At 75.0% G+C, this 24,948-nt stretch carries 20 protein-coding genes; 10 read left to right on the forward strand and 10 right to left on the reverse strand.

All coding sequences use genetic code 11. From position 1 onward, the window contains the following. The gene (locus tag ABD358_RS24720; RefSeq protein ID WP_344633348.1) at positions 1-831 is read left to right on the forward strand and encodes a pectate lyase; all 831 of its coding nucleotides are present in this window, start codon (positions 1-3) and stop codon (positions 829-831) included. Between the two features lie 139 nt (positions 832-970). On the opposite strand, the gene ABD358_RS24725 is transcribed toward ABD358_RS24720, so the two are convergent. The 3 genes from ABD358_RS24725 to ABD358_RS24735 all read right to left on the reverse strand — a co-directional run bounded on the left by ABD358_RS24725 (position 971) and on the right by ABD358_RS24735 (position 3,282). Beyond that, the gene (locus tag ABD358_RS24725) at positions 971-2,329 is read right to left on the reverse strand and encodes a hypothetical protein (protein WP_344633349.1); all 1,359 of its coding nucleotides are present in this window, start codon (positions 2,327-2,329) and stop codon (positions 971-973) included. A gap of 204 nt (positions 2,330-2,533) precedes the next feature. Beyond that, entirely contained in the window at positions 2,534-3,037 is a 504-nt protein-coding gene (locus ABD358_RS24730) for a hypothetical protein (RefSeq protein ID WP_344633350.1), read from the reverse strand. Further along, the gene (locus ABD358_RS24735) at positions 3,034-3,282 is read right to left on the reverse strand and encodes a helix-turn-helix transcriptional regulator (protein ID WP_344633351.1); all 249 of its coding nucleotides are present in this window, start codon (positions 3,280-3,282) and stop codon (positions 3,034-3,036) included. Before ABD358_RS24735 ends, ABD358_RS24730 begins: the two co-directional genes overlap by 4 nt. 114 nt (positions 3,283-3,396) lie before the next feature. Here ABD358_RS24735 and ABD358_RS24740 point away from each other — a divergent pair, with 114 nt between their 5' ends. Beyond that, positions 3,397-3,750 carry a hypothetical protein gene (locus ABD358_RS24740; protein ID WP_344633352.1) on the forward strand — a complete coding sequence of 118 codons (354 nt, stop codon included), beginning with the start codon at positions 3,397-3,399 and terminating at the stop codon, positions 3,748-3,750. Positions 3,751-4,136: 386 nt separating this feature from the next. On the opposite strand, the gene ABD358_RS24745 is transcribed toward ABD358_RS24740, so the two are convergent. Further along, on the reverse strand, positions 4,137-4,733 hold the full coding sequence (locus ABD358_RS24745) for a DUF1707 SHOCT-like domain-containing protein (protein WP_344633353.1): 597 nt from the start codon (positions 4,731-4,733) through the stop codon (positions 4,137-4,139). A gap of 61 nt (positions 4,734-4,794) precedes the next feature. Here ABD358_RS24745 and pcrA point away from each other — a divergent pair, with 61 nt between their 5' ends. Beyond that, positions 4,795-7,275 carry a DNA helicase PcrA gene (pcrA, locus tag ABD358_RS24750; protein ID WP_344633354.1) on the forward strand — a complete coding sequence of 827 codons (2,481 nt, stop codon included), beginning with the start codon at positions 4,795-4,797 and terminating at the stop codon, positions 7,273-7,275. Positions 7,276-7,403: 128 nt separating this feature from the next. Here the strand turns inward: pcrA and ABD358_RS24755 are convergent, their stop codons facing one another. Further along, complete coding sequence (locus ABD358_RS24755) at positions 7,404-8,813, reverse strand: M23 family metallopeptidase (protein WP_344633355.1); 1,410 nt, start codon at positions 8,811-8,813, stop codon at positions 7,404-7,406. Between the two features lie 285 nt (positions 8,814-9,098). Further along, positions 9,099-10,001 (reverse strand): esterase/lipase family protein, encoded by a 903-nt coding sequence (locus tag ABD358_RS24760; protein WP_344633356.1) that lies wholly within the window; start codon positions 9,999-10,001, stop codon positions 9,099-9,101. A 425-nt stretch (positions 10,002-10,426) separates the two neighbouring features. Here ABD358_RS24760 and icmB point away from each other — a divergent pair, with 425 nt between their 5' ends. Then, complete coding sequence (gene icmB, locus ABD358_RS24765; RefSeq protein ID WP_344633357.1) at positions 10,427-10,843, forward strand: coenzyme B12-dependent isobutyryl CoA mutase small subunit; 417 nt, start codon at positions 10,427-10,429, stop codon at positions 10,841-10,843. Here icmB and ABD358_RS24770 read toward each other — a convergent pair. Beyond that, positions 10,813-12,447, reverse strand: a complete 1,635-nt coding sequence (locus ABD358_RS24770) for a DUF5691 domain-containing protein (protein ID WP_344633358.1) — start codon at positions 12,445-12,447, stop codon at positions 10,813-10,815. The genes icmB and ABD358_RS24770 overlap by 31 nt on opposite strands. Then, on the reverse strand, positions 12,444-13,838 hold the full coding sequence (locus ABD358_RS24775; RefSeq protein ID WP_344633359.1) for an SWIM zinc finger family protein: 1,395 nt from the start codon (positions 13,836-13,838) through the stop codon (positions 12,444-12,446). Before ABD358_RS24775 ends, ABD358_RS24770 begins: the two co-directional genes overlap by 4 nt. A gap of 233 nt (positions 13,839-14,071) precedes the next feature. Here ABD358_RS24775 and ABD358_RS24780 point away from each other — a divergent pair, with 233 nt between their 5' ends. The 5 genes from ABD358_RS24780 (at position 14,072) to sucD (ending at position 21,268) form a co-directional block, all read left to right on the forward strand. Beyond that, on the forward strand, positions 14,072-15,172 hold the full coding sequence (locus ABD358_RS24780; protein ID WP_344633360.1) for an ATP-binding protein: 1,101 nt from the start codon (positions 14,072-14,074) through the stop codon (positions 15,170-15,172). Continuing rightward, entirely contained in the window at positions 15,169-17,604 is a 2,436-nt protein-coding gene (locus ABD358_RS24785) for a DUF5682 family protein (RefSeq protein WP_344633361.1), read from the forward strand. Before ABD358_RS24780 ends, ABD358_RS24785 begins: the two co-directional genes overlap by 4 nt. Continuing rightward, positions 17,601-18,815, forward strand: coding sequence for a VWA domain-containing protein (locus ABD358_RS24790; RefSeq protein ID WP_344633362.1), 1,215 nt, complete (start codon positions 17,601-17,603; stop codon positions 18,813-18,815). Before ABD358_RS24785 ends, ABD358_RS24790 begins: the two co-directional genes overlap by 4 nt. Before the next feature lie 369 nt (positions 18,816-19,184). Next, positions 19,185-20,357, forward strand: a complete 1,173-nt coding sequence (sucC, locus tag ABD358_RS24795) for an ADP-forming succinate--CoA ligase subunit beta (protein ID WP_344633363.1) — start codon at positions 19,185-19,187, stop codon at positions 20,355-20,357. A gap of 26 nt (positions 20,358-20,383) precedes the next feature. After that, a complete protein-coding gene (gene sucD / locus ABD358_RS24800) occupies positions 20,384-21,268 on the forward strand; it encodes a succinate--CoA ligase subunit alpha (protein WP_344633364.1) in 885 nt (294 codons plus the stop codon). 70 nt (positions 21,269-21,338) lie between these two features. Here sucD and ABD358_RS24805 read toward each other — a convergent pair whose 3' ends face one another. Beyond that, a complete protein-coding gene (locus tag ABD358_RS24805) occupies positions 21,339-22,265 on the reverse strand; it encodes an RNA polymerase sigma factor (RefSeq protein WP_344633365.1) in 927 nt (308 codons plus the stop codon). A gap of 163 nt (positions 22,266-22,428) precedes the next feature. Here ABD358_RS24805 and ABD358_RS24810 point away from each other — a divergent pair, with 163 nt between their 5' ends. Beyond that, on the forward strand, positions 22,429-23,742 hold the full coding sequence (locus ABD358_RS24810; RefSeq protein WP_344633366.1) for a cell division protein PerM: 1,314 nt from the start codon (positions 22,429-22,431) through the stop codon (positions 23,740-23,742). A 114-nt stretch (positions 23,743-23,856) separates the two neighbouring features. Here ABD358_RS24810 and ABD358_RS24815 read toward each other — a convergent pair whose 3' ends face one another. After that, entirely contained in the window at positions 23,857-24,774 is a 918-nt protein-coding gene (locus ABD358_RS24815; protein WP_344633367.1) for a hypothetical protein, read from the reverse strand. Positions 24,775-24,948 lie beyond the last annotated feature (174 nt).

Genomic DNA, 24,948 nt, shown 5'->3' on the forward strand with positions numbered 1-24,948 from the left:
ATGAGTCAGAGAACCCATCAGCGCGGCTCCCACCGGAGGCGGTTCACCCGCCGCCGCACCGTCGGCGCGCTGATCGCCGCCGCCGCGACGGGGGCGGCGGTCACCACCGGCGCCGTGCTGACCTCGTCGGCGGGCGCGGCCGTCACGTGGCCGACCGCCAAGGGGTCCCAGCCGGTCTCCTCCACCATCGAGGTCTCGGGCACCCGCGACGGTGGCATGAAGCGCTTCTACGGCAGCGGCGAGCTGGGCGGCGACGGGCAGGACGAGGGCCAGGACCCGATCTTCGTCCTGAAGGACGGCGCCGTCCTGAAGAACGTCATCATCGGCGCCCCCGCCGCCGACGGCGTGCACTGCCTGGGCAGCTGCACGCTGGAGAACGTGTGGTGGGAGGACGTCGGCGAGGACGCCGCCACCTTCAAGGGCACCTCCTCCTCCGCGAAGTACACCGTCACCGGCGGCGGAGCCCGCAAGGCGGACGACAAGGTCCTCCAGTTCAACGGCGCCGGCACCCTGACGGTGAAGAACTTCGCCGTGTCCGACTTCGGCAAGCTGGTGCGCGCCTGCGGCAACTGCAAGAAGCAGTACACGCGCCACGTCGTGATCGACGGCGTGACGGTCACCGCGCCCGGCAAGTCCCTGGTCGGCATCAACGGCAACTACGGGGACACCGCCACCCTGCGGAACGTCACGATCGTCGGCGACTCCAAGAAGAAGATCAAGCCCTGCGAGGTCTACAAGGGCAACAACACCGGCAAGGAGCCGACCAAGATCAGCACCGGCCCGGACGGCAAGAACTGCCTGTACTCCGGGTCCGACATCACCTACAAGTGACCCGCGGCGGGTGACCCGCGAGCGAGTCGTCGCCGGCGCCCCCGGGCGGCGGTGACGGGGTGTCCCCTCACCCCACCGGGCCTCCGGCCGTCCCCCCGCCGGAGGCCCGGCCCGTTCGTTCCCGGCGCTCCCCGGCCGCTCAGTCCAGGACGTCGATGGGGTAGCGGCCGGTCTCGACGCCCGCCGCGGTGATCACCTGCACCTCCACCCGGCCGGGCTCGACGTCCACCGGCACGGGCACGACGAGCACGGTGTCGGTGGGGTTGGCGAACCCGCCGGCGACCGGGACCAGCGGCACGTGGACGTGGACGGCCCCCATGCGCACGGTCGTCCGCGCCAGCCGGTCCGGTCCCTCCGCGCCCGGCGGCACGAAACCGGATCCGCGGATCTCGATGTCGTCGCCGGTGCGGATCGGCGCGTCCAGGTCCCCCGCCTCGCGGGAGCGGACGACCGACAGGATGACGGGACGGCCGCCCTCGGCGTACTTCCCGGCCAGATACGTCAGGGCCGAGACCACCACCAGCAGCGCCAGCCCCCACGGCAGGTCCGGCAACTGGTCGGGGCGGCGGCCCAGCCGCACCGCGGCGAAGACCACCGCGACCGAACTCACCAGCACGTACTGCACGTCCGTGAAGGCCCCGCGGCCGCTGTCGTCGGTGAGCAGGTCGGCGGCGCGCGGCCGGTCGGCGCGCACCTTCTGCAGCCGCTGCGCCCGCACCCGCAGCGCCACGGTCCGCCGCACCACGACGGCCACCGCGCAGGACAGGGCGAGGACGGTCAGCAGCCCGGCGCCGCGCTGGAGGTCGAGGCCCGCGAGCAGGCGGCGCCGCTCCTCCGCGCCGGAGGCGAACGCCAGCTCCAGGGCGAGGACCAGCACGGCGTAGCAGACCAGCAGCACCCAGGCGGCGGCGACCGTGCGGGAGGTCGACAGCCGGTTGTCCTCGCCGACGACCGGCGCCAGCACCCCGCCGCGCGCCCGGTGCAGCCGGGCCGCAGCGGAGAGCAGTCCCGCGGCCACCAGCGCGGCGAGCAGTCCGGCCGTCCGCGCGGCCGTCCAGCCCGCGCCGGACGCCGCGGTGAGCGCCTGGCCGGCCAGCAGCACGGCGACCGCGCCCCAGACGGCGGCCACGGTGCGCCGCCACAGCCCGCCCAGCCAGAGGTCGCCCTCGGCACGGGTGCGGTCGGCGAGGGCCTGCGCCGCCTGGGCCAGTTCGTCGGAGACCCACTGGCGGGACGCCCCCGGGGAGTGGGCGAGCGCGGCGGGCACACCGGTGCCGGCCGCGAGTTCGTCGCGCCGCCGCCGGAACTCGGCGAGCGCGCGCCGGCGGCTCTCCCGCACCCCGTGCGGGCAGGCGGGGCAGGCGCAGCTCCCGCCGTGCCCGGCCGCCGCGGCGCCCTCCGCCGGCCCGGCCGGCCGTGCGGAACCGCCTGTCGTCCCCTTGGAGCCGCCCGCCGGCGGTGTGTCCGCCGTACCGTCCCGTGCCGTGTCCGCGGCCACAGATCGACCCACCTCTCCCCGGCTCTCCCCGAGCCGCCAACGCATCGGCAGTGGGAGGGAATTGTGCCCTACGGGGAGGCGGCCCGGCGCGCGGTTCCGGCAGCCGGGGGCCGATCGCCGGTGGCGGTGCGGCGGGTGCCGTGCGGGTCCGTTACCCGGACGAGTGAACCGCGGCGGCGCCTGCCGGGGTACGCCGGTTCCGTGTCAGTCGTCCTCGGCCGGGGCGTCCCGCGCGATCAGGGCGGCGGACCACAGCGGGAGCAGCCAGTGCGTCGCCAGCAGGACGACGACCGTGCCGGCCAGGACGCGGGCGGAGACCTGCCCGTCCCCGCGGTACGCGAGGAACACCCAGAGCAGGGTGGCGAGCTGGAGGGCCAGGAACGCCCGGTGCGCGATGGCGAAGGCCCGTCCGCGCTCGGCGAGCTGCCGCTCGTCCAGCACCCGGGTGCGCAGTTCCAGCAGACCGCGGGTGGCGAGGTTGAGCATCCCGGTGACCACGCACCACGCCAGGGTCACCGCGGCGAGCGCGGCGGCCGCCGTCCAGCCGTGGTCGGCCACGGACAGCAGGGCCGCCAGCCAGGCGGCCGTCAGGGCGACGTGCGCGGCGACGAGGCCCCGGCGCCGCGCACGGGTGGCGTGCACGCCCTGGTGGCGCGGGTCGTTCATCAGCCGCAGCATGCGCCGGTCGTAGCGCGTCGTGGCCTTCATGCTCTCTTCCTCCCGTAGACCTCGTCGGTGAGCGGGCTGAACGGCTCCAGTGAGAACAGCGCCTCCACCGGCAGGTCGAAGAAGGCGGCGATCCGCAGGGCCAGGTACAGGCTCGGGTTGTACTCGCCGCGCTCGATGTAGCCGATGGTCTGGTAGTGGGCGCCGACCGCGTCCGCCAGTTGCCGGCGGGAGACCTTCCGCTCCGCGCGCACCACGGACAACCTGTTGTGCACCTGCTCGCTCATGTATAAGAAGTACTACAGCCGGAAGCACGATGGCAACAGAGGAGGAGGGGGAAGCGGCGGGAGGCGAACCCTCCCTGCCGGGTGCGAGGGCGCGCCCGGCTACGCTCGCGCCCCATGGAGGCACTCACCCATTTCTTCGTCGGCCTGCACATCGTCGGCATCGGCGCCCTGCTCGGCGGCTTCATGACCCAGATGAAGGCGATGGGCGCCGGCGAGGCCCGCATCGTCCCGGCCATGCTGCACGGCGCCCTCACCATGCTGGTGACCGGAGTGGCCCTGGTGGGGCTGAACGAGGCCGACGGCCAGACGGTCAACCACATCAAGATCGGCGTGAAGCTGGCCGTCCTGGTGGTGATCCTCGCCCTGGTCTACGTCAAGCGGGACGAGGAGAAGGTGCCCGCACCGCTCTTCGGCACCATCGGCCTGCTCACCATCGCCAACATCTTCATCGCCACCATGTGGACCTGAGCGGTTCCGAGGACGGCGCCCGCCGGAACACGGTGTCCCCGGCCGCACCCGCGGCCGGGGACACCGTGTTCCGGCGGGCGCCCCGGGGTTCGAACCGGCTCCTTCACGCGGAGCCGGGCGCAGGACCCACCTGAGACGGCCGAGGACGGCCGGGTCGTCCGCGGACACGGGAAGCGGGCCGTCCCCGGAGACGTTCGCGCGGGAGACGTTCGCGCAGGCGCGGACCGCGGACCGCGGACCGTGGACCCGGAGCGGGCCGCGCGCCTTGGCGGCGGAGTCCCGGCGGCCCGCCCACGGGCCGCCGCGGCGCACCGGCCGCCCCGCCCCGGTGGGGGACGGATCCCGGGCTCCGGCCCGTGGGCCGGAACCGGCCGGGTGCGGCCGGATCAGTCGCGGGAGCGGCGTCCGGGCCAGCGGAAGGGATGGCGCACCACGACCGTCCCCGCCTTGGAACTGCCCGTGATCCGCAGGACCGGCATACCGGGCGCGGGCGGGGCGGAGGCCCGGTTCCGCACGGTGCCGAACCCGACGCTCAGATCGTGGGTGCGGGCCGACCAGCCCTCCGGCACGACGACCCTGATCTCGCCGATCCCCGCGTCGACCTCCAGCCACACCTCGCGGTGCCGGCACTCCGCCTGCGTGAAGTCGATCCGGATGTGTCCCATGCCGCTCTTGGCGACGATCCGCCGGGGCACCACCCAGTGGCCGTCCTGACGGATCTCCCCGGCGACCGTCCTGAGGACGAGTTCCTCCTCCGGCTCCGCCGACGGGACCGGCGCCTCCGGACCGGGCAGGTCCGCGGTCAGGACCGCCAGTTCGCCGTACGTCCTGGCGGAGAGGGCCCTCTCGATCCGCTCCTCCAGCTCCTCCAGGTCGATCCGGCCGTCGCCGGCGGCCTCGCGCAGCCGCTCGACCACCGCGTCGCGGTCGGCGTGCCCGGCGCGCAGCTCGGGGCGGGAACGGGGGTCGGGGGCATCCGTCATGCCGGTCATCTTATGAGCGGGCCGTCCTCCGGGGGACGGGGCGGCCTAGACTCGTACGACGATGAGCAGCCTCTTCGACGACAGTTTCCTGGCCGACCTCGAACCCTCCGGGGACGAGGAGCCGCCGCCTCCGCCGGACGACGAGTCCGTGCCCCCGGAGGAGGACGTCCCGGACGACCTCTTCGCGGGCGCCTTCGCCGGCGGCGGGGCGCGCGACGCCTACTACCGGGACGGCGCGGCCCGGCCCGTCGTCGACCCGGCGGCGCTGCTGGAGGGGCTGAACGAGCAGCAGCGCGCGGCCGTGGTGCACACCGGCTCGCCCCTGCTGATCGTCGCGGGCGCCGGCTCCGGCAAGACCCGGGTGCTCACCCACCGCATCGCCTACCTGCTGGGCGCGCGGGGCGTGCACCCCGGGCAGATCCTCGCGATCACCTTCACCAACAAGGCCGCGGGCGAGATGAAGGAGCGCGTGGCGGAACTGGTCGGACCCCGCGCGCAGTCGATGTGGGTCTCGACCTTCCACAGCGCGTGCGTGCGCATCCTGCGCCGCGAGAGCAAGAAGCTCGGCTTCACCTCCAGCTTCTCGATCTACGACGCCGCCGACTCCCGGCGCCTGATGGCGCTCGTCTGCCGCGACCTGGAACTCGACCCCAAGCGCTTCCCGCCCAAGTCGTTCAGCGCCAAGATCTCCAACCTGAAGAACGAGCTGATCGACGAGGAGGACTTCGCGGCGCAGGCGAGCGACGGGTTCGAGAAGACCCTCGCCCAGGCGTACGCGATGTACCAGGCGCGGCTGCGCGAGGCCAACGCCCTGGACTTCGACGACCTGATCATGACGACGGTGCACCTGCTCCAGGCGTTCCCGGACGTCGCCGAGCACTACCGCCGCCGCTTCCGCCACGTCCTGGTCGACGAGTACCAGGACACCAACCACGCCCAGTACACCCTGATCAGGGAACTGGTCGGGGTGGACGGCGACGCGGAAGCGGAAGGCGCGGGACGCGCCGAGCTGTGCGTGGTGGGCGACGCCGACCAGTCGATCTACGCGTTCCGCGGCGCCACCATCCGCAACATCCTCCAGTTCGAGGAGGACTACCCGGACGCCACCACCGTCCTGCTGGAGCAGAACTACCGCTCCACGCAGACCATCCTCTCCGCCGCCAACGCCGTCATCGAGCGGAACGAGAACCGCCGCCCGAAGAACCTGTGGACGGAAGCCGGCGCGGGCGCCCCCATCACCGGCTACGTCGCCGACACCGAGCACGACGAGGCGCAGTTCGTCGCCGAGGAGATCGACCGGCTCACGGACGAGGGAACGGCGAAGGCCGGCGACGTCGCGGTCTTCTACCGCACCAACGCGCAGTCCCGCGTCTTCGAGGAGGTCTTCATCCGCGTCGGGCTGCCGTACCGGGTGGTGGGCGGCGTCCGCTTCTACGAGCGCAAGGAGGTCCGCGACGTCCTGGCGTACCTGCGGGTGCTGGCCAACCCCGAGGACTCCGTGCCGCTGCGCCGCATCCTCAACGTGCCCAAGCGCGGCATCGGGGAGCGGGCCGAGGCGATGATCGAGGCGCTGGCGCTGCGCGAGAAGATCACCTTCCCGCAGGCGCTGCGCCGGGTCGACGAGGCGTACGGCATGGCGGCCCGCTCGGTGAACGCCGTCAAGCGCTTCAACGCGCTGCTGGAGGAGCTGCGGACGATCGTGGAGTCCGGGGCCGGGCCGGCCACCGTCCTGGAGGCCGTCCTGGAGCGCACCGGCTACCTCGCCGAGCTGCAGGCGTCCACCGACCCGCAGGACGAGACGCGCGTGGAGAACCTCCAGGAGCTGGCCGCCGTGGCGCTGGAGTTCGAGCAGGAGCGGGGCGAGGACCCCGGCACGCTCGCCGAGTTCCTGGAGCAGGTCGCCCTGGTCGCCGACTCCGACCAGATCCCCGACGAGGACCCCGACGGCGCGGGCGTCGTCACGCTGATGACGCTGCACACGGCCAAGGGTCTGGAGTTCCCGGTCGTCTTCCTGACCGGCATGGAGGACGGCGTCTTCCCGCACCTGCGGACCCTGGGCAACACCAAGGAGCTGGAGGAGGAGCGGCGGCTGGCGTACGTGGGCATCACCCGGGCCCGCGAGAGGCTCTACCTCACCCGCTCGTCGATGCGCAGCGCCTGGGGTCAGCCCTCCTACAACCCGCCCTCCCGGTTCCTGGAGGAGATCCCGGAGCAGTACGTGCGGTGGCGGCGCACGGGCTCGGCGGGGGCGCCGCCCGCGGCGGCCTCCCTGTCGTCGTCCCTGTCGTCGTCCTTCTCGTCGTCGGGGTCGCGGTCGCCGGCGGCCCGGCGGGGCGGGCCGAGCGGCTTCGCCACCCGCCGGGCGAAGGACCGCCCCGTGGTGTCGCTGGAGGTCGGGGACCGGGTCACCCACGACACCTTCGGGCTGGGCAGGGTCCTGGCCGTGAAGGGCAGCGGGGACAGCGCCGAGGCGACGATCGACTTCGGCGACGAGAAGCCGAAGCGGCTGCTGCTGAGGTACGCGCCGGTCGAGAAGGTCTGAGGGCTCGCGGACGGCGGCGGCCCGGGCCACCGGGCCGCCGCCGTCCGCCGGTCCCTCGCTCCCCGGGGCCCGCGGAGCCGGGACGGCAGGGCCGGCCGGGCCAGGCCGGGCGGATCAGAGCGGGCGGATCAGGTCGGGTCCAGGCCCTTGGAGCGGAGCCAGGCCAGGGGGTCGATGGCCGACCCGCCCCCCGGTCGCACCTCGAAGTGCAGGTGCGGCCCGGTGGACTTGCCGGAGTTGCCGGAGTAGGCGATGACGTCGCCGGCCTTGACGGAGCCCGAGCGAATCCGGGTGCTGCTCAGGTGGCAGTACCAGGTCTCCGTCCCGTCGGGCGCGGTCACGATGGCCATGTTGCCGTAGGCGCTGTGCCACTGGGTCCGGACCGTGCCGTCGGTCGCGGCCATGACCGGAGTGCCGTAGCTGACGGGGAAGTCGATGCCCGTGTGGAGGGACACCCAGTTGAGACCCGCCTGCCCGTAGTAGGCGCTGAGTCCGGGCTGGGACACCGGCAGCGCGAACTTGGGGCGCATCGCCTCCTTGCGCGCCGCCTCGGCGGCCTTGCGCTTGCGCTCGGCCTCCTGGCGCTCCTTGAGGACGATGCGCTCCTGGGTGCGGCTGGCCCGGTCGGCGAAGCTCTCGGCCTCGCTGGAGAGCCCGGCGAGCTGGGTGTCGAGCTTGCTGTTGGCCGCGGTGGCCTTGATGGCGGAGGTGTCGGCGGCGGCCTGGGTGGTCGTCTCCCCCTCGTCGCCGACGTCGCTGACGGAGGCGGCGGCCACGGCCGCGACCCCCATGACGCAGACGGAGGGCACGGCGACGGTCAGCAGCGCCGACCGCTTCGGCCGGGCGGAGCGGCGGCGGCGCGAGCCCGCCGGGCGCGCGGGCCGTTCGGACGTCTCCGGGTGCCCGGCCGACCACGGGCCCTCGGGGGCCTCGGGGCCCTCCGGGCCGTCGGGCCGCTCGGGGAGCGGCTCGAAGGTCTGGGTGTCGTCGGCGGCGTAGGCGTCGGGGGCGTAGGCGTCGGCCGGGTCCCCGGCGTCCGCCGCCTCGTGGCCGGAGGCGCCGTCCCCGGAGTGGCCGGGATGTTCGCCCTGGAGGCCGGGCTCCGCCACGGGGTGGGCGCCGGAGTCGTCCCAGCCGGTGTAGGCGCCGTAGACGGGCTGCTGTCCGGTGTCGCCGCCCCAGGTCTCGCCGGGCGAGCCCGCGGGCTGGGCCGGGACGTGCGTCCAGGTGTCGGCGTAGCCGTCGTGGACGGGGTGCTGCCCGGTGTCGTCCCCCCAGGCCTGGTCCGCGGGGCCTCCCGGGGCGGCGTGGGGGACGGCGGCCGGAGGCTCGCCGCCCGGCAGCGGTCCGAAGAGGGGATCGGCGCCGTAGGCGTTTCCGTAGGGGGCGAAGGTACCGGTGACGTATCCGTACGAGGTGTCCTGCTGCCCGTGGGCGTCGTACGGAGCCTGCTCGTAGGGCGAGCCGTAGGGACCGTACGAGGAGTCGGCAGTGGGATCGGCGGGGGTCGAGACTCCCGACAGGTGACGGTCGTTCACCACCAACTTCTCTTTCGCCTCGGAGACAGGGGCGGAGCAGTGCGGCGACTGTACCCGGCGGTATGCGACGGCGACAATCTTCGGAAGGTTTCGGGCAGCGGAGAAACGGGCATTCGGTCGTCTTTCGGAGGACTACGGGCCGGTACCCGGTCCGATGTTCGAAATGTGTTCGACCGATGGGCGGCGGGGAAGCCGCCGTCCGGCTGCCGCGCCCGCGCCCTCGCTCTCGTCCTGCGGCCGCTCCCGCCGTCCGCCCGCGCCGTCCGCTCCCGGCCCCGCCGTCCCTCAGGCGGCTCCGGCGGACCGCCTCCCGTCCGGCCGCGCCGGCCGCGCCGGCCGCGTTCCGGCGGTCAGCTCGGCCCGGACGGCGGCGGCCACTTCCCAGTGGGCGGAGAGCGCCAGATGTCCCAGGCCGTGGATCCGGATGTTGCAGGCGTCGAGGTCGGGATGGTCGATCCGGGCGGTCTCGACCGGGACCATGAGCTGGTCCAGATCACTCCAGAAGGCCACGAAACGGGTGCGGCAGTGCGGGGCCGGAGCGGCCAGCTCCTTGATCACATCGGAACCGGGGCGGAGCTGACGCACGATCGGATGGGCCGACATCAGCGGCGCCACGCGGGTTCCGGAGTGCGGGGTGCCCAGGGTCACCAGGGTGCGGACCCGGGTGTCGCCGCCCATGCGCTGGACGTAGTAACGGGCGATCAGGCCGCCCATGCTGTGGCCGACGATGTCGATGCGGTGCCGGCCGGTGGCCTTGCGGATCTCGTCGACGCACTCCGCCAGCCGCTCGGCGGCGCGGCGGATGTCGCAGGTCAGCGGGGAGTAGTTCAGGGCGTGGACGTTCCGCCAGCCGTTGCGCGCCAGGGAGCGGCGCAGCAGCGTGAACGCCGAGCGGTTGTCGATGAAGCCGTGGAGCAGCAGCACGGGCGGACGCTCCTGTGCTTCCCGGTCCCCGGCGTCCCCGTCCGGCGGCTTCCGGCAGCCCGTCCCCTCCTTCTCCCGGGTCACCGGCGCGGGCGTGTACCGCTCCTGCGAGATGCCGACGGGGTAGAGGAGGGTGCGCCCGGCCAGGAAAGCGGCCTCCAGGACGGCGGCCCGCAGTCCGCGCGGCGCGAGGGGGATCAGCGACAGCGGCAGGGCGCCGGGAAAGGAGCCGGATACAAAGGGCAGTGCCTTCGTCACCCTCATGGCCGATGACCTCCCCTAGCGGTGCACAACGGACATATCAATGCGTGTGCCCTCGCGAGCGGCCCTGATGCGGATCGTGTACGGGTCGCTCCGATCGCGGTGGCGCACCGGACGGAACGGAGCGGACCGGGGCATACCGCGACCACGGTGCCGTGCGGCTGACGGCACCGTGGTGCGGCGGTCTCGCTGTGGCTCCCCGATCGGCCGGGACGTGCGCGAAGTCGCGCCGCGATGCCTGGACGTGGCGCTCGACGGAGCGGACCCGGCGGGAAGGGACACAATTGCCCTGTGTGTGATTTCCCCCTCGCTCCGTGCCGCGAAACTGCCGGGCGGGGGATGCTGGCGATAACGTTCGTTCACTGAACAGCCGCTCGCTGGGAAGGCCAGACGGGCAGACCGGGACGCAGGCGTTTTGGGAGGCAGTGATGGGTGTGTCGGGTCCGATCCGCGTAGTGATCGCCAAGCCGGGGCTCGACGGCCACGACCGCGGGGCGAAGGTGATCGCGCGGGCGCTGCGCGACGCCGGCATGGAGGTCATCTACACCGGCCTCCACCAGACGCCCGAGCAGATCGTGGACACCGCGATCCAGGAGGACGCCGACGCGATCGGCCTGTCCATCCTCTCCGGCGCGCACAACACGCTCTTCGCCAAGGTGCTGGAGCTGCTGCGCGAGCGCGACGCCGAGGACATCAAGGTCTTCGGCGGCGGCATCATCCCCGACGACGACATCCCCGCGCTCAAGGCGCAGGGCGTCGCCGAGATCTTCACCCCCGGAGCCCCCACCGGCGACGTGGTCGAGTGGGTGCGCTCTCACATCGGTTCGGGCTCGGTGGCGGCCTGAGACGCGGGAGCACCGCCGTTTCGCGCCCCGCCGTCCCGTTCCGGGTCGAGTTCCGCGAGCATCGCGGCGCGGAGGCGGAGCGTGGCCACCAGCCGCTGGAACGCCTCCGCCCAGTAGCCGCCCGCTCCCGGTGAGCCGTCCTCGGGCTCGTCCGGCACGGCGGCCAGCGGGGCGAGACGGTCGGCCTGGGCCGGGTCCAGACAGCGCTCGGCCAGGCCCATCACCCCGCTGAAGCTCCACGGGTAGCTGCCCGCGTCCCGGGCGATCTCCAGCGCGTCCACCACCGCGCGCCCCAGGGGCTCGGGCCAGGGGACCGTGCAGACCCCCAGCACCCGGAACGCCTCGGACAGGCCGTGGGCCGCGATGAACTCCGCCGCCCATCCCGCCCGTTCCTCCGGGGGCAGCACGGCCAGCAGCTTCGCCGGATCGCCGGGGGCCGCCGTCACCGAAGCGGACGGCTTGCCCAGCAGGGCCCGCGCCCACACCGCGTTCCGCTGGCGCACGGCCGCCTGCGCCCAGGCGGCGTGGAGGTCCGGCCGCCAGTCGTCGGCCACCGGAAGCGCCACGATCTGCTCCGGCGTGCGGCCCCCCAGGTGCCCGGGCCAGCCGTCGAGCGGCGCGGCCTCCACCACCTGGGTCAGCCACCACGACCGCTCGCCCCGGCCGGACGGCGGCTTGGGCGCCACAGCGTCGCGCTGCATCCCCGCGTCGCACTCGTACGGCGCCTCGACCACCAGCCGGCCGGACCGGCTGGTGCGGTCCAGGGCGACGCAGGCGCGGGCCCGGACCGCCATCCGCGCCGCGAGCGCGGAGCCGGGCAGCGCCGACAGCAGCTCGGCGGCGGTGGCCCGGACGGTGCGGCTGCGGTCGGTCAGCGCCTGCTCCAGGAACGCCTCGTCGTCCGGCGACAGGCCCTCGCGCAGCGAGTCGAGGAACATCAGCCGGTCCTCGGCCCGCTCCGTCCGCCAGGTGCTCGCCAGCAGCTCCCGCGCCGCCGCGGGATCGCGGCGCCGCAGCGACACCAGCAGCGCGGACCGCTCGGCGAACAACCCCTCCTCCCACAGCCGCCGGACGGCGGCCCCGTCGGGCGAGGCGCCGGCCGCCACGTCCGCCGGCGCCCCCGAGCCGGGCCCGGACCTGCCGCGCAGCGCGAACCTCCAGTCCGGGTTGAGCCGGGCCAGCCACAGCGCCCGGGGTCCGCCCAGCGCCAGGACCCCCGCCCGCAGGTCGGTGCGCGCGCGGGCCGCGTCCAGCAGGGCCGGGAGCTGCTCGGCCGGGGCGCGGTAGCCGCGGGCGTTGGCGGCGGCCAGCCACTGGGGGAGCAGCTCGGCGAGGTCGGGCGCGGTGCCCCGGCGTCCGCCGCCCGCGCCGGGGCGGTCGGCGAGCAGCAGCGCCAGCCGCCGGGCCGCAGCGGCCGGCAGCGGCGGACGCGGATCCTCCGGGGCGGGTTCCGGCCGGGGCGCCGCGGCGGCGGGCCGCAGCCCGGCCCGGCGCCGCACCGTCTCCACCGCGGCGGCGTCCAGCAGCGCCGCGACCGATCCGCCGGGCGGGGTGCGCCGCTCCGCGCCCAGCAGAGCGGCACCCACCAGATCGCCCCAGTTCATGCGGCACCTCCTCCGGCATCCGTCACGGCGAGCGGTATCGCCGTGTCCGACCAGGTCGTGTACGGGGTGAAGCCCCGGGGTCCGTACTCGCCGAAGACCGTGACCGGCCTGCCGCCCGACACGGCGGCGAGCTGCCACATCCGGGCACGCGTCCCCTCCGCCGGGGTCACCGGCAGCGCCGAGTCGCCCTCGGCCAGCTGCCAGCCCTCGCCGACCGGTACGGGCACCACGCCGGCCAGGACGACCGGCCAGCCCTCCAGCCAGGGATCGCCGCACAGCGCCGCCCCGTAGGCGGCCGCCGCGTCGTGGATCCCCACCCCGGGCGGCACGCCGCCCGGCACCGGCGCCGCGTGGCGCTTCCCGAGGGCGGCGCGCAGCGCCTGCGCGCCCGGGTAGTAGACGAGGTCGGCGTCCAGCGAGGAGCCGACCGGCGGCGCCGGCTCCGGCGCCCGCCCGGCCGCGCCGAAGGACAGCACCAGCGCCGGCCGTCCGGTGCGCAGCCCGTACAGCCATATCCGGCGGGTCGTCAGCCTGCCCTCCTCCCGGTCGTGCCGGCCCAGCACCAGCCAGTGGTCGCGCACCACCGCGTCGCGGTCGGCCAGGAGCTCGGCCGTCTCCACCGTGAGCCCCACCCGGGCCCGCACCGTCGCGGCCAGCGGCTCCGGCAGCCCGTCGATGCCCAGGAACCCCCGGTCGAGCAGGTGGAGCAGAGCGCACTCCTCCAGCAGCCGGGACGGCCACCCCGCGCCGGAGCCGGGGACCGCGCCCAGCTCCCGCACCCGCGAGGCCAGACCCGGAGCCTGGGCGTCCACCATGCGCCTGGCCATCTCGTCCCAGACGGCGTACCCCGACTGCTCGGAGCCCGCCAGCCCGCCGCGCAGCAGGTCCTCCAGACGCTGCTCCAGCTCGGTGGCGCCCGCCGCGATCCGCGCGGCCCGGCGTTCGGCCCGGCGGCGTGCCGCCTCCGGGTCGGCGGCGCCCGCCGCCCGCTCCTCGTCGCGGGCGGCGGCCGCCTTCCCGGGCCGTCCCTCCTCCCGTTCCCGGCGCCCGTCCAGCCAGGACCGGGCCCACTCCGGGACGGACCGCGGCGCGTCCGGCACCGCCCCGGCGCCGCCCGACCACAGCAGGAGCAGCCCCAGGGCGTGCTTGCAGGGGAACTTCCGGCTGGGGCAGCTGCACCGGTATCCCGGGACGCCGCCCGCGAGGTCCACCACGGTCTGGTACGGCCTGCTCCCGCTGCCCCTGCACAGCCCCCACACCGCGCCGTCCCCCGCTCCGGCACCGGACCAGGGGCCGGGCGCGGCCAGCCCGGCCGCCGCCTTCCGCGACGCGGCGTCAGGCGCGAGCGCCAGCACCTGCTCCGCCGTCCAGCGGGATTCCCCCGTGCTCATGTGTCCTCCGCCCTTCCCACACGGACGCGTGGTTGTCGTCGCCGTAGTTGTCACAGAACGGAACCAGAGGGTCGCTCTCTGTGCGATGCAGCATGTGATCGACCGTACGAGCCGCCACTGACAATCCCCCCTGCACCGCTGCGGCCTGCGCCGACTCCGTTCCGGAACGGATTGTCAGTGGCCGCGTGCAAGGTGATGGGCGAAACGGATCAGCCGCCTTCGAGGGGGAGAACGTGACCGCCACCAACAGCGCACCGGCCGCTCTGCGGCCCCACGCCGAGGACGCCTTCGCCGAGGAGCTGGAAGCCCTCGCCGCCGTGGACGACCGGCCGCGCCCGGAGCGGTGGAGGCTGTCCCCGTGGGCCGTGGCCACCTATCTGCTCGGCGGCACGCTGCCGGACGGCACGGTGATCAGCCCCAAGTACGTCGGCCCGCGCCGCATCGTCGAGGTGGCCGTCACCACCCTGGCCACCGACCGGGCCCTGCTGCTGCTCGGGGTGCCCGGCACCGCCAAGACCTGGGTCTCCGAACACCTGGCGGCGGCCGTCAGCGGCGACTCCACGCTGCTGGTGCAGGGCACGGCCGGGACGCCCGAGGAGGCCATCCGCTACGGCTGGAACTACGCGCAGCTCCTGGCGCACGGCCCCAGCCGCGAGGCCCTGGTGCCCAGTCCCGTCATGCGGGCCATGGCCGACGGCATGATCGCCCGCGTCGAGGAGCTGACCCGCATCCCGGCCGACGTGCAGGACACCCTGATCACCATCCTGTCGGAGAAGACCCTGCCGGTGCCGGAGCTGGGCGAGGAGGTCCAGGCCGTCCGCGGCTTCAACCTGATCGCCACCGCCAACGACCGGGACAAGGGCGTCAACGAGCTCTCCAGCGCCCTGCGCCGCCGCTTCAACACGGTGGTGCTGCCGCTGCCCGAGACACCCGAGGCCGAGGTGGACATCGTGGCGCGGCGCGTGGAGCAGATCGGCCGCTCGCTGGACCTGCCGGCCGTCCCCGACGGCATCGACGAGATCCGCCGCGTCGTCACGGTCTTCCGCGAGCTGCGGAACGGGGTCACCGTCGACGGCCGCACCAAGCTCAAGTCGCCCTCGGGCACCCTGTCGACGGCCGAGGCCATCTCGGTGGTCACCGGGGGCCTGGCCCTGGCCGCCCACTTCGGGGACGGGGTGCTGCGCGCGGGCGACGTGGCCGCGGGCCTCCTCGGCGCCGTCGTCCGCGACCCGGCCACCGACCGTGTGGTCTGGCAGGAGTACCTGGAGGCGGTCGTCCGCGAGCGCGAGGGGTGGAAGGACTTCTACCGCGCCTGCCGCGAGGTGAGCGCGTGACGGCCGCGGACGGCGCGGGCCCGCTGCTGCTGGGCGTGCGCCACCACGGCCCCGGATCGGCGCGGGCGGTGCTGGCCGCCCTGGAGGCCCGCGAGCCGAAGGTGCTGCTCGTGGAGGGGCCGCCGGAGGCCGACGCCGTGGTGGAGCTGGCGGCGCACGAGGAGATGCGCCCGCCGGTCGCGCTGCTGGCCCACGTGGTGGACGAGCCGGGCCGGGCGGCCTTCTGGCCGCTGGCGGAGTTCTCCCCGGAGTGGGTCGCCGTCCGCTGGGCGCTGGCCCGCGGGGTGCCGGTGCGGTTCTTCGACCTGCCCGCCGCCCACTCGCTGCTGCTGGAGACCGGCGACGGGGACGGCGGCGACGGGGACGGCGGCGACGGCGACGACGGCGGGGAGAGGTCCGGGACCGGCGGGGTGCGCCTCGACCCGCTCCGGGTGCTCGCCGAGACGGCCGGCCACGACGACCCCGAACGCTGGTGGGAGGACGTGGTGGAGCACCGCGGCGGACTCTCCGCCGACCCCTGCGCGCCCTTCGCCGTCCTCGCCGACGCCATGGCCGCCCTGCGCGAGGCGCACGGCGGCGCCCCCGGCGACGCGGGCCACCGGCGCGACGCGGTGCGCGAGGCCCACATGCGGCTGCGGCTGAGGGAGGCCCGCAGGGAGTTCGGCGACGAGGGCGTGGCCGTGGTCTGCGGGGCCTGGCACGTGCCCGCGCTCACCGCGAAGTCGGCCGTCACCGCCGACCGGCGGCTCCTCAAGGGGCTGCCGAAGGCGAAGACCGGGATCACCTGGGTGCCCTGGACCCACGAGAGGCTCGCTCGGCACAGCGGCTACGGCGCCGGGATCACCTCGCCCGGCTGGTACGGGCACCTGTTCTCCTCGCCGGACCGGCCCGTGGAGCGGTGGATGACCAGGGTCGCCCGGCTGCTGCGCGAGGAGGACGTCGCCGTGTCGTCGGCGCACGTCATCGAGGCGGTCCGGCTGGCGGACACCCTCGCCGCCCTGCGCGGGCGCCCGCTGCCCGGGCTGGGCGAGACCCTCGACGCGGTGCGGGCCGTGATGTGCGAGGGATCGGACGTTCCGCTCGCCCTCGTCCACGACCGGCTGGTCGTCGGCGACGTCCTCGGCGAGGTGCCCGAGGAGACACCGGCCGTCCCCCTCCGGCGGGACCTGACCCGCGTTCAGAAGTCGCTGCGCCTGAAGCCCGAGGCGAGCGAGCGGGACCTGGAACTCGACCTGCGCGGGGAGACCGACGCCGCCCGCAGCCGGCTGCTGCACCGCCTGCGGCTGCTCGGCGTCGACTGGGGCGAGCCGGCCCGCGGCCGCACGGGCGGCACCGGCACCTTCCGGGAGACCTGGCGGCTGTGCTGGCGGCCCGAGCTGTCGGTGCGGATCGCCGAGGCCGGGGCGTGGGGCACCACCGTGGCCTCGGCGGCCACCGCCAGGGCCGAGTCGCTGGCCCGCGACGCGGGGACGCTGGCCGAGGTCACCGAGCTGGCCGAGCGGTGCCTGCTCGCCGGGCTCGGCGACGCCCTGCCCGTGGTGATGCGCGCCCTCGCCGACCGTGCCGCCCTCGACGCCGACGTCGGCCATCTCGCCCAGGCCCTGCCTGCGCTGGTGCGCTCCGTCCGCTACGGGGACGTCCGAGGCACGGACGCCGCCGCGCTGCGCGAGGTGGCCGAGGGGCTGGCCGAGCGGGTGTGCGTGGGACTGCCGCCCGCCTGCGCGGGCCTGGACGCCGACGGGTCGGCCGAGATGCGCGGCCACGTGGACGCGGCGCACCGGGCGATCGTCCTGCTGGAGCACGGCGACCTGCTGACCCGCTGGCGGGCGGTGCTGCGCACCCTCGCCGGACGCGACCGCGTGCCCGGGCTGGTGCGGGGCCGCTGCGCCCGGCTGCTGCTGGACGACGGGCAGCTCGGGGACGACGAGGCGGCCCGGCTGATGGGACTGGCCCTCTCCCCGGGCACCGACCCCGGGGACGCGGCGGCCTGGGTCGAGGGGTTCCTGGCGGGCGGCGGCATGCTCCTCGTCCACGACGAGCGGCTGCTGGGGCTGGTGGACGCCTGGCTGGCGGGGATACCGGGGGAGTCGTTCACGGACGTCCTGCCGCTGCTGCGCCGGACGTTCGCCGCGTACGAGCCGGGGGTGCGGCGCACGGTCGGCGAACTGGTCCGGCGCGGCCCGGCGGGGCCGGGCGGGCAGGACGCGGGGGAGTGGGAGAGCGTCCCCGGCTTCGGGGCGGGGCTCGACCGGGAGCGCGCCGACGCCGTGCTGCCGACCCTGCGGCTGCTCCTGGGGACGGACAGGGCCGGCACGGCGGCTTCCGGCACGGCGGGGACCGGAGCGGCATCGGACAAAACAGCGGCGTCCGGCGCGGCGGACGGCATGACGGGACGGGCCGGAACGGCACGGAAGGCGGTGACCGCACGATGAGCGACCCCACCACGGCACAGGACACACCGGATACGGCGGATGCACCGGACGCGGTGGGCGGGAGTGCGGCGGACGAGCGGCTGCGGCGCTGGCGGCTGGTCCTCGGCGGGGACGAGGCCGACGGCACCGGCTGTCCGCTGACCGGGCGGGACGCGGCGATGGACCGTGCCCTCGCAGCCCTCTACGGAGGCGGGGGGAGCGGCCGGAGCACGCCCTCGGGACGGCGTTCCGCGGGTCTGGGCGCGTCCGCGCCCGGTGTGGCCCGCTGGCTGGGCGACATCCGCACCTACTTCCCCTCCTCCGTCGTCCAGGTGATGCAGCGGGACGCCATCGACCGGCTGGGCCTGTCGGCGCTGCTGCTGGAGCCGGAGACGCTGGAGGCGGTGGAGCCGGACGTCCACCTGGTCGGGACGCTGCTCTCGCTCAACAAGGCGATGCCCGAGACCAGCCGGGAGACCGCCCACGCGGTCGTCCGCAAGGTGGTGGAGGACCTGGAGCGCAGACTCGCGGCCAGAACCAGATCGACCCTGACGGGCGCCCTGGACCGGTCCACGAGGACTTACCGCCCCCGCCACCGGGACATCGACTGGGACCGCACCATCCGGGCCAACCTGAAGAACTACCTGCCCGAGCACCGGACGGTCGTGCCCGAGCGGCTCGTCGGCCACGGCCGGGCCTCCCGGGGGGTCAGGAAGGACGTCGTCCTCTGCATCGACCAGTCCGGCTCCATGGCCGCGTCGGTCGTCTACGCCTCGGTCTTCGGGGCGGTGCTGGCCTCGATGCGGTCGATCTCCACCCGGCTGGTCGTCTTCGACACGTCCGTCGTCGACCTCACCGACCAGCTCGACGACCCGGTGGACGTGCTGTTCGGCACCCAGCTCGGCGGCGGCACCGACATCAACCGGGCGCTCGCCTACTGCCAGTCGAGGATCACCCGGCCGGCCGAGACCGTCGTCGTCCTCATCAGCGACCTCTACGAGGGCGGCATACGCGACGAGATGCTCAAACGGGTCGCCGCGATGAAGAGCGCCGGCGTCCAGTTCGTCGCGCTGCTGGCGCTCTCCGACGAGGGCGCCCCCGCCTACGACCGCGAGCACGCGGCGGCCCTGGCCGCGCTCGGCGCCCCGGCCTTCGCCTGCACCCCCGACCACTTCCCGGAGGTGATGGCGGCGGCGATCGAGAAGAGGCCCCTGCCCGTTCCGGAGAGCTGACCCGCTCCGGAGGACCGGCCAGCCGGGCCGGACGCCCCGGCCCGGCGGCCCCGGACCCCGGCCGGGGGCGGAGGCCCCGCCGGCGCTCCGGGGCGCCCGGGGCGGGGCCGGTCCTCCCCGCCGCCGAGGCCGCGGACAACCCCGGCGATCGGCGGATTCCCTCCTCACAGGGTTTGGCCCCCCTCGGTGAGAGGTCACCCGCCTGTGACCGTTGTCACCGCGTTGGTGTGAGCCGGGATTTATGCCGGACACACCGACGGGACTAACCTGCAAGACGGACATGCCGCGCGCCTCCGCAGACGTCGCGGCCACGCGGCACGCCCACACGCTGACAACGAACCGCGATACCACTACTAGGGACGGACGCGCGTGGACCTGTTCGAGTACCAGGCGAGGGATCTCTTCGCCAAGCATGACGTGCCGGTGCTGGCCGGTGAAGTCATCGACACGCCCGAGGCGGCGCGTGAGGTGGCCGAGCGACTCGGCGGTCGCGCGGTCGTCAAAGCGCAGGTCAAGACCGGCGGTCGGGGCAAGGCCGGCGGTGTGAAGCTGGCGTCCGACCCGGAGGACGCGGTCGAGAAGGCCCGCCAGATCCTGGGCATGGACATCAAGGGCCACACCGTCCACAAGGTGATGCTGGCCCAGACCGCGGACATCGCGGAGGAGTACTACGTCTCCTTCCTGCTGGACCGCGCCAACCGCACCTTCCTCGCCATGGCGTCCGTCGAGGGCGGCATGGACATCGAGGAGGTCGCGGCCACCAAGCCCGAGGCCCTGGCCAAGATCCCGGTGGACGCCTCCGAGGGCCTGACCGAGGCCAAGGCCCGCGAGATCGTCGAGGCCGCGAAGTTCCCGGCCGAGGTCGCCGGCCAGGTGACCGAGGTCCTGCAGAAGCTGTGGACGGTCTTCGTCAAGGAGGACGCCCTCCTCGTCGAGGTGAACCCGCTGGTCAAGACCGGCGACGGCAAGATCCTCGCGCTGGACGGCAAGGTGTCCCTGGACGCCAACGCCGAGTTCCGCCAGCCGGACCACGCCGCGCTGGAGGACAAGGCCGCGGCCAACCCGCTGGAGGCCGCCGCCAAGGCCAAGGGCCTGAACTACGTCAAGCTCGACGGCGAGGTCGGCATCATCGGCAACGGCGCGGGCCTCGTCATGAGCACCCTGGACGTCGTGGCCTACGCCGGTGAGAACCACGGCGGCGTCAAGCCCGCCAACTTCCTCGACATCGGCGGCGGCGCCTCCGCCGAGGTGATGGCCAACGGTCTGGAGATCATCCTCGGCGACCCGGACGTGAAGTCCGTGTTCGTCAACGTCTTCGGCGGCATCACCGCCTGCGACGCCGTCGCCAACGGCATCGTCCAGGCCCTGGAGCTGCTGAAGTCCAAGGGCGAGGAGGTCACCAAGCCGCTGGTGGTGCGCCTCGACGGCAACAACGCGGAGCTGGGTCGCAAGATCCTGAACGACGCCGACCACCCGCTGGTGCAGCAGGTGGACACCATGGACGGCGCTGCCGAGCGCGCCGCCGAGCTGGCCGCGAAGTAACGAGGGACGAGGACACCGAACACACCATGGCTATCTTCCTCACCAAGGAAAGCAAGGTCATCGTCCAGGGGATGACCGGCTCCGAGGGCCAGAAGCACACCCGTCGCATGCTGGCCTCCGGCACCAACATCGTCGGCGGTGTGAACCCGCGCAAGGCGGGCACGAGCGTCGACTTCGACGGCACCGAGGTACCGGTGTTCGGCACGGTCAAGGAGGCCATGGAGGCCACCGGCGCCGACGTCACCGTCGTCTTCGTCCCGGAGAAGTTCACCAAGGACGCGGTCATCGAGGCGATCGACGCCGAGATCCCGCTCGCCGTGGTGATCACCGAGGGCATCGCGGTCCACGACACCGCGGAGTTCTGGGCGTACGCGTGCGCCAAGGGCAACAAGACCCGCATCATCGGCCCGAACTGCCCCGGCCTGATCACCCCCGGCCAGTCCAACGCGGGCATCATCCCGGCCGACATCACCAAGCCGGGCCGCATCGGCCTGGTCTCGAAGTCCGGCACGCTGACGTACCAGATGATGTACGAGCTGCGCGACATCGGCTTCTCCACCTGCGTGGGCATCGGCGGTGACCCGATCATCGGCACCACCCACATCGACGCCCTCGCCGCGTTCGAGGCCGACCCCGACACCGACCTGATCGTGATGATCGGCGAGATCGGCGGCGACGCCGAGGAGCGGGCCGCGGAGTACATCAAGGCCAACGTCACCAAGCCGGTCGTCGGCTACGTCGCGGGCTTCACCGCCCCGGAGGGCAAGACCATGGGCCACGCCGGCGCCATCGTCTCCGGTTCCTCCGGCACCGCCCAGGCGAAGAAGGAGGCCCTGGAGGCCGCGGGCGTGAAGGTCGGCAAGACCCCGTCCGAGACCGCCCGCCTGGCGCGCGAGGTGCTCGCCGGCTGACGCCGCGCCGCCGTGTGACGCGGGCCCGCGCCTCTCGGGGGGCGCGGGCCCGCGGCCGTCCCCGCCGCCGTCAGCCGCCCGTCCGGCCGTCCGCCCCGGGGTCCTCCGCCGCTCCCCGGTCCGGGGTGTGGACGGAGACGGCCGGCGCCTCCTGCCGCGGCGTGTACCCCTCGGGGCCCGTGACCGCCGTGAGCACCGTGGCCGCCGCCACCAGCCCGGTCAGAGCGAGCGCCGCGCCCGTTCGGCACCGCGCCAGGTACTCGCTGCCCTCGCGCACCGCGCGGGCGGGCGGCATCCCGGGCACGGGCCGGGCGGCCGCCAGGCCCTCCAGCAGCGAGCGGATCATCTCCCTGCGGGGCCCGGGCGCGACACGGCTCAGCTCGGGCACGTACTGGGCCAGGGCCTCGCGCGCGTGCATCAGCCGTCCGGCGGTGGCCGCGGTGCTCGCCTCGCACTCGGCGGCCGTCTCCGGCAGTTCGAGCCCGAGCCCGTCGTGCAGGAGGAGCGTCCGGCGGTAGGAGGGCGGCAGCTCCAGCAGTGCCTCCAGCAGTTCCCGGTCCTCCTCCTGGACGGCGTCCTGGGCGTCCTGGACGACGGCCCGGACGCCGTCCAGGGCGTTGTCCCGGACGTCCCGGGTGCTGTCCCGGACGTCCTGGGCGCCGCCCCGGGGCGTGCGGCGGGGGAGGAACCGGTGCCAGGGCGCGAGCGCGTACTCGTGCGCCGCCGCCCGCACCCAGCCCGCCGGGTCGCGGTCCACGGCGACCTCGGGCCACCGCTCCCACGCCAGACGGAAGGCGTGCCGCACGGATCGCTCGGCCGTCCGCCAGTCGCCGGTGAGGAGGAACGCCTGCCGCAGCAGCGGTGTCACGTGCCGCTCGTAGAGGAGGTCGAACGCCTCCGCCGGCCCGTCCGCCGCCGAGGGGTCGGGGAGGGACGGGGGTTCGGGTACGGGGTCGGGACTGTGGCCGGGAGCAGGGATGGAGACTGTCTCGGTCACGCGGCTCGCCTTCCGTGGATCCTCACTCGAAACGTCCGTACGGATGCCGTACGGACGTCGTACGGGTGCCCTGTGTGAAAAAGTCCATAACGTATTGTGTGCGACACATCGGCCGTTTCCCTGCTACCGGCGCGAACAGGGTGTTGTTGGCAGCATGTCGGCCGTGCATCCCGCGACCCGCCACGGCGTGACACCCCCCGCGCAGCCTCCGCAGCCTCCTCCGCTCCCCGCCCTGTCCCGCCCTCCGTCCGTCCCGCCCCGGGACCGCCTGCTCGACGGATCGACGGCCGCCGGCCTGGGCCTGGCGGGGATCACCGTCGTCGTCCTGCTGCTGTGGATCACCTCGCCCTACCCCGACGGAGGGCCCGGCGGGGCCCTCCACACCGCCGCCGGCCTGTGGCTGATGGCACACGGTGCCCCGCTGATCCGCACCGAAACCCTCGGCGGCGCCCCCGCGCCGGTCGGGCTCGTCCCCCTGCTGCTGTGCGCCCTGCCGCTGTGGCTGCTCCACCGCACGGTCCGGGGCGCGGTGAGCGGCGGGGCGGACGGGGAGCGGCCGTGGCGGGCCGCGGGCTGGACCTGCGCCGGATACCTGCTGGTCGCGGCGGTCGTCACCGGCTACGCCGCCTCCGGCCCGATCCGGGTCGACCCGCTCGGCGCCGCGCTGCGCGTACTCCCCGTGACGGCCGCCGCGGCCGCGGCCGGATGCTGGACCGGGCTCGGCCGTCCCGTGGTCCTGCCCGCCCGGGTGCGGCGTGCGCGGGCCCGTGCGCCGGAGGTCGTGCGCCCGGCGCTCACCCGGGCCGGGGCGTCCGCCGCACTGCGCTGCGCCGCCGCGGCGACCGCCGTGCTGTGCGCCGGGGGCGCACTGCTGACGGCGGGCGCCCTGCTGTGGCACGTGGCCACCGGCCAGCGGTCGGCCTTCCCGCCGCTCGCCTCCGCCTGGTCGGGGTACGCGGCGGTCCTGCTGCTCTCCCTGGCCCTGGTGCCGAACGCGGCGGTCTGGGGGGCCTCCTGGTGCCTCGGCCCCGGTTTCACGCTGGGCGGGGGCAGCACGGTGACGCCGGCCGCCGTGTCCGGCCTGCCGCGTCTGCCGGACTTCCCGCTGCTGGCGGCTCTCCCCGCCGAGGGGCGGGGCACCCTCCTGACCTGGACGCTGGCGAGCGCGGTGCCGCTGGCGGCCGGACTGGTCACGGCGTGGGGCGCGGCGTGCGCGGCCGTGCCCGAGCGGGACCGGTGCGTACTGGGCCGGTGGCCCACCGCCTGTGTGGCCTGGCTGGCGGCCTGCGGCTGCGGGACGGCCATGGCGCTGCTGGCCGCCTGGGCGGGCGGGCCGCTGGGAACGGGGGCGCTGGCCCACGTCGGTCCGGGGCCGCTGCCGACCGGGGCGGCCGCGCTGGGCTGGACCGCCGGCCTGGGCGTGCCGGGGGCCCTGGTGCTGCGCGCCTGGCGGCTGAGGCCGTCCCCCCGGCCGTGACGCCCCCGGTACGGCGCCCGTGCGGGGCCCGTGCGGCGCCCGCCGGGCCCCGCACGGGCCCGCGTGGAGGAGCCCCGGCCGCGGGACGTCGCGGCCGGGGCTCCTCCGGGGGCGTCACTCGGTCCCGGACTCGCCGAAGAGGGGACGCAGGTTCTCGGGGAGGTGCCGCTCGCAGGCGTCGCGCGAGGCGCTGGTGAGGGCGTCCTCCACGCAGACGAAGTAGTCGCGGTAGACGATCTGGACCGAGAACTGCGCCCCGATGACCCCCAGCGCGACGAGCCCCGTGATCAGTCCGCTGATCGCCGCGCTCGTGGGCGGCCGGTACCCGCGCCCGTGCGCTCCGGGCGCGGCGGCGCCGGCTCCCGGGGCGTCCTGCCGGGCCGTGCCGGCCACGTCCTCGGCCGTGGCCGCGGCCCGGGCGCCGCCCGGCTGCGTGCCGGCCTCCGCGCCGGGCTTGGCGCGGAGCGATCCGATGCCCCAGTACACGGCCAGGGCGCCCAGCGGGGTCGCCACCCACGGGAAGCCGAAGAGGGCGAAGAAGAAGGCCCACATGCCGGCGAGGAGGGCGTACCGCGCCCGTCGCTGGACCGGGTCCGTCGGGTCCCAGCGCATTCCGCCCGGCCCGCCGTCCCGGGCGCCGGGCCCCTCCGGGCCGCTCCCGCCGAAGCCGCCGCCGTCGCGGTGCGGCTGGCGGCTGCTCCACCGGCCGCCCCAGTCGGGCGAGGAGTTCCCGGACCGGTCCCGGTCGCCGTCGCCCTCCTCGCCCGCGGCGGCGGAACCGGAGCCGTCCGGCAGGCGGGGACGCCACGGCTGCTCCGGGCGGCCTTCGGGCGGCGGGGCGAAGGGGTTGTCGTCCGCGGAGCCGCGGGAGTCCCGCACGGCCAGGCCGGGAAGGGCCCCGGCGGGGGCGGCGGAGGGGGACCGCCGCTGCCGGAGCGGGGCCGGGGCGGGACCTGCCGGGATGCCGACCGGAAAGCCGGCCGGGATGCCGGTCGGGGTTGCGGGAGCCGCGCGGCGGCGTCGGTCCGTCATGTGGTCTGCGTCTTCCCCTTTGGTGTCGTCCCGGCGCGATGCGGACGCCCCGGCTCCGCCTCCCGCCGTATCACGGATGCGTGGTCCAGACGCTACCTGGCGGTCGTCCCCCCGTCCCGAGGGGGGCGTCCGGTGTGCCGGTATCGTTGCTGACGGTCGGACGCTTCGTAGGGT

The organism is Streptomyces glaucosporus (assembly GCF_039533345.1).
Classification (GTDB): Bacteria; Actinomycetota; Actinomycetes; order Streptomycetales; family Streptomycetaceae; genus Streptomyces; species Streptomyces glaucosporus.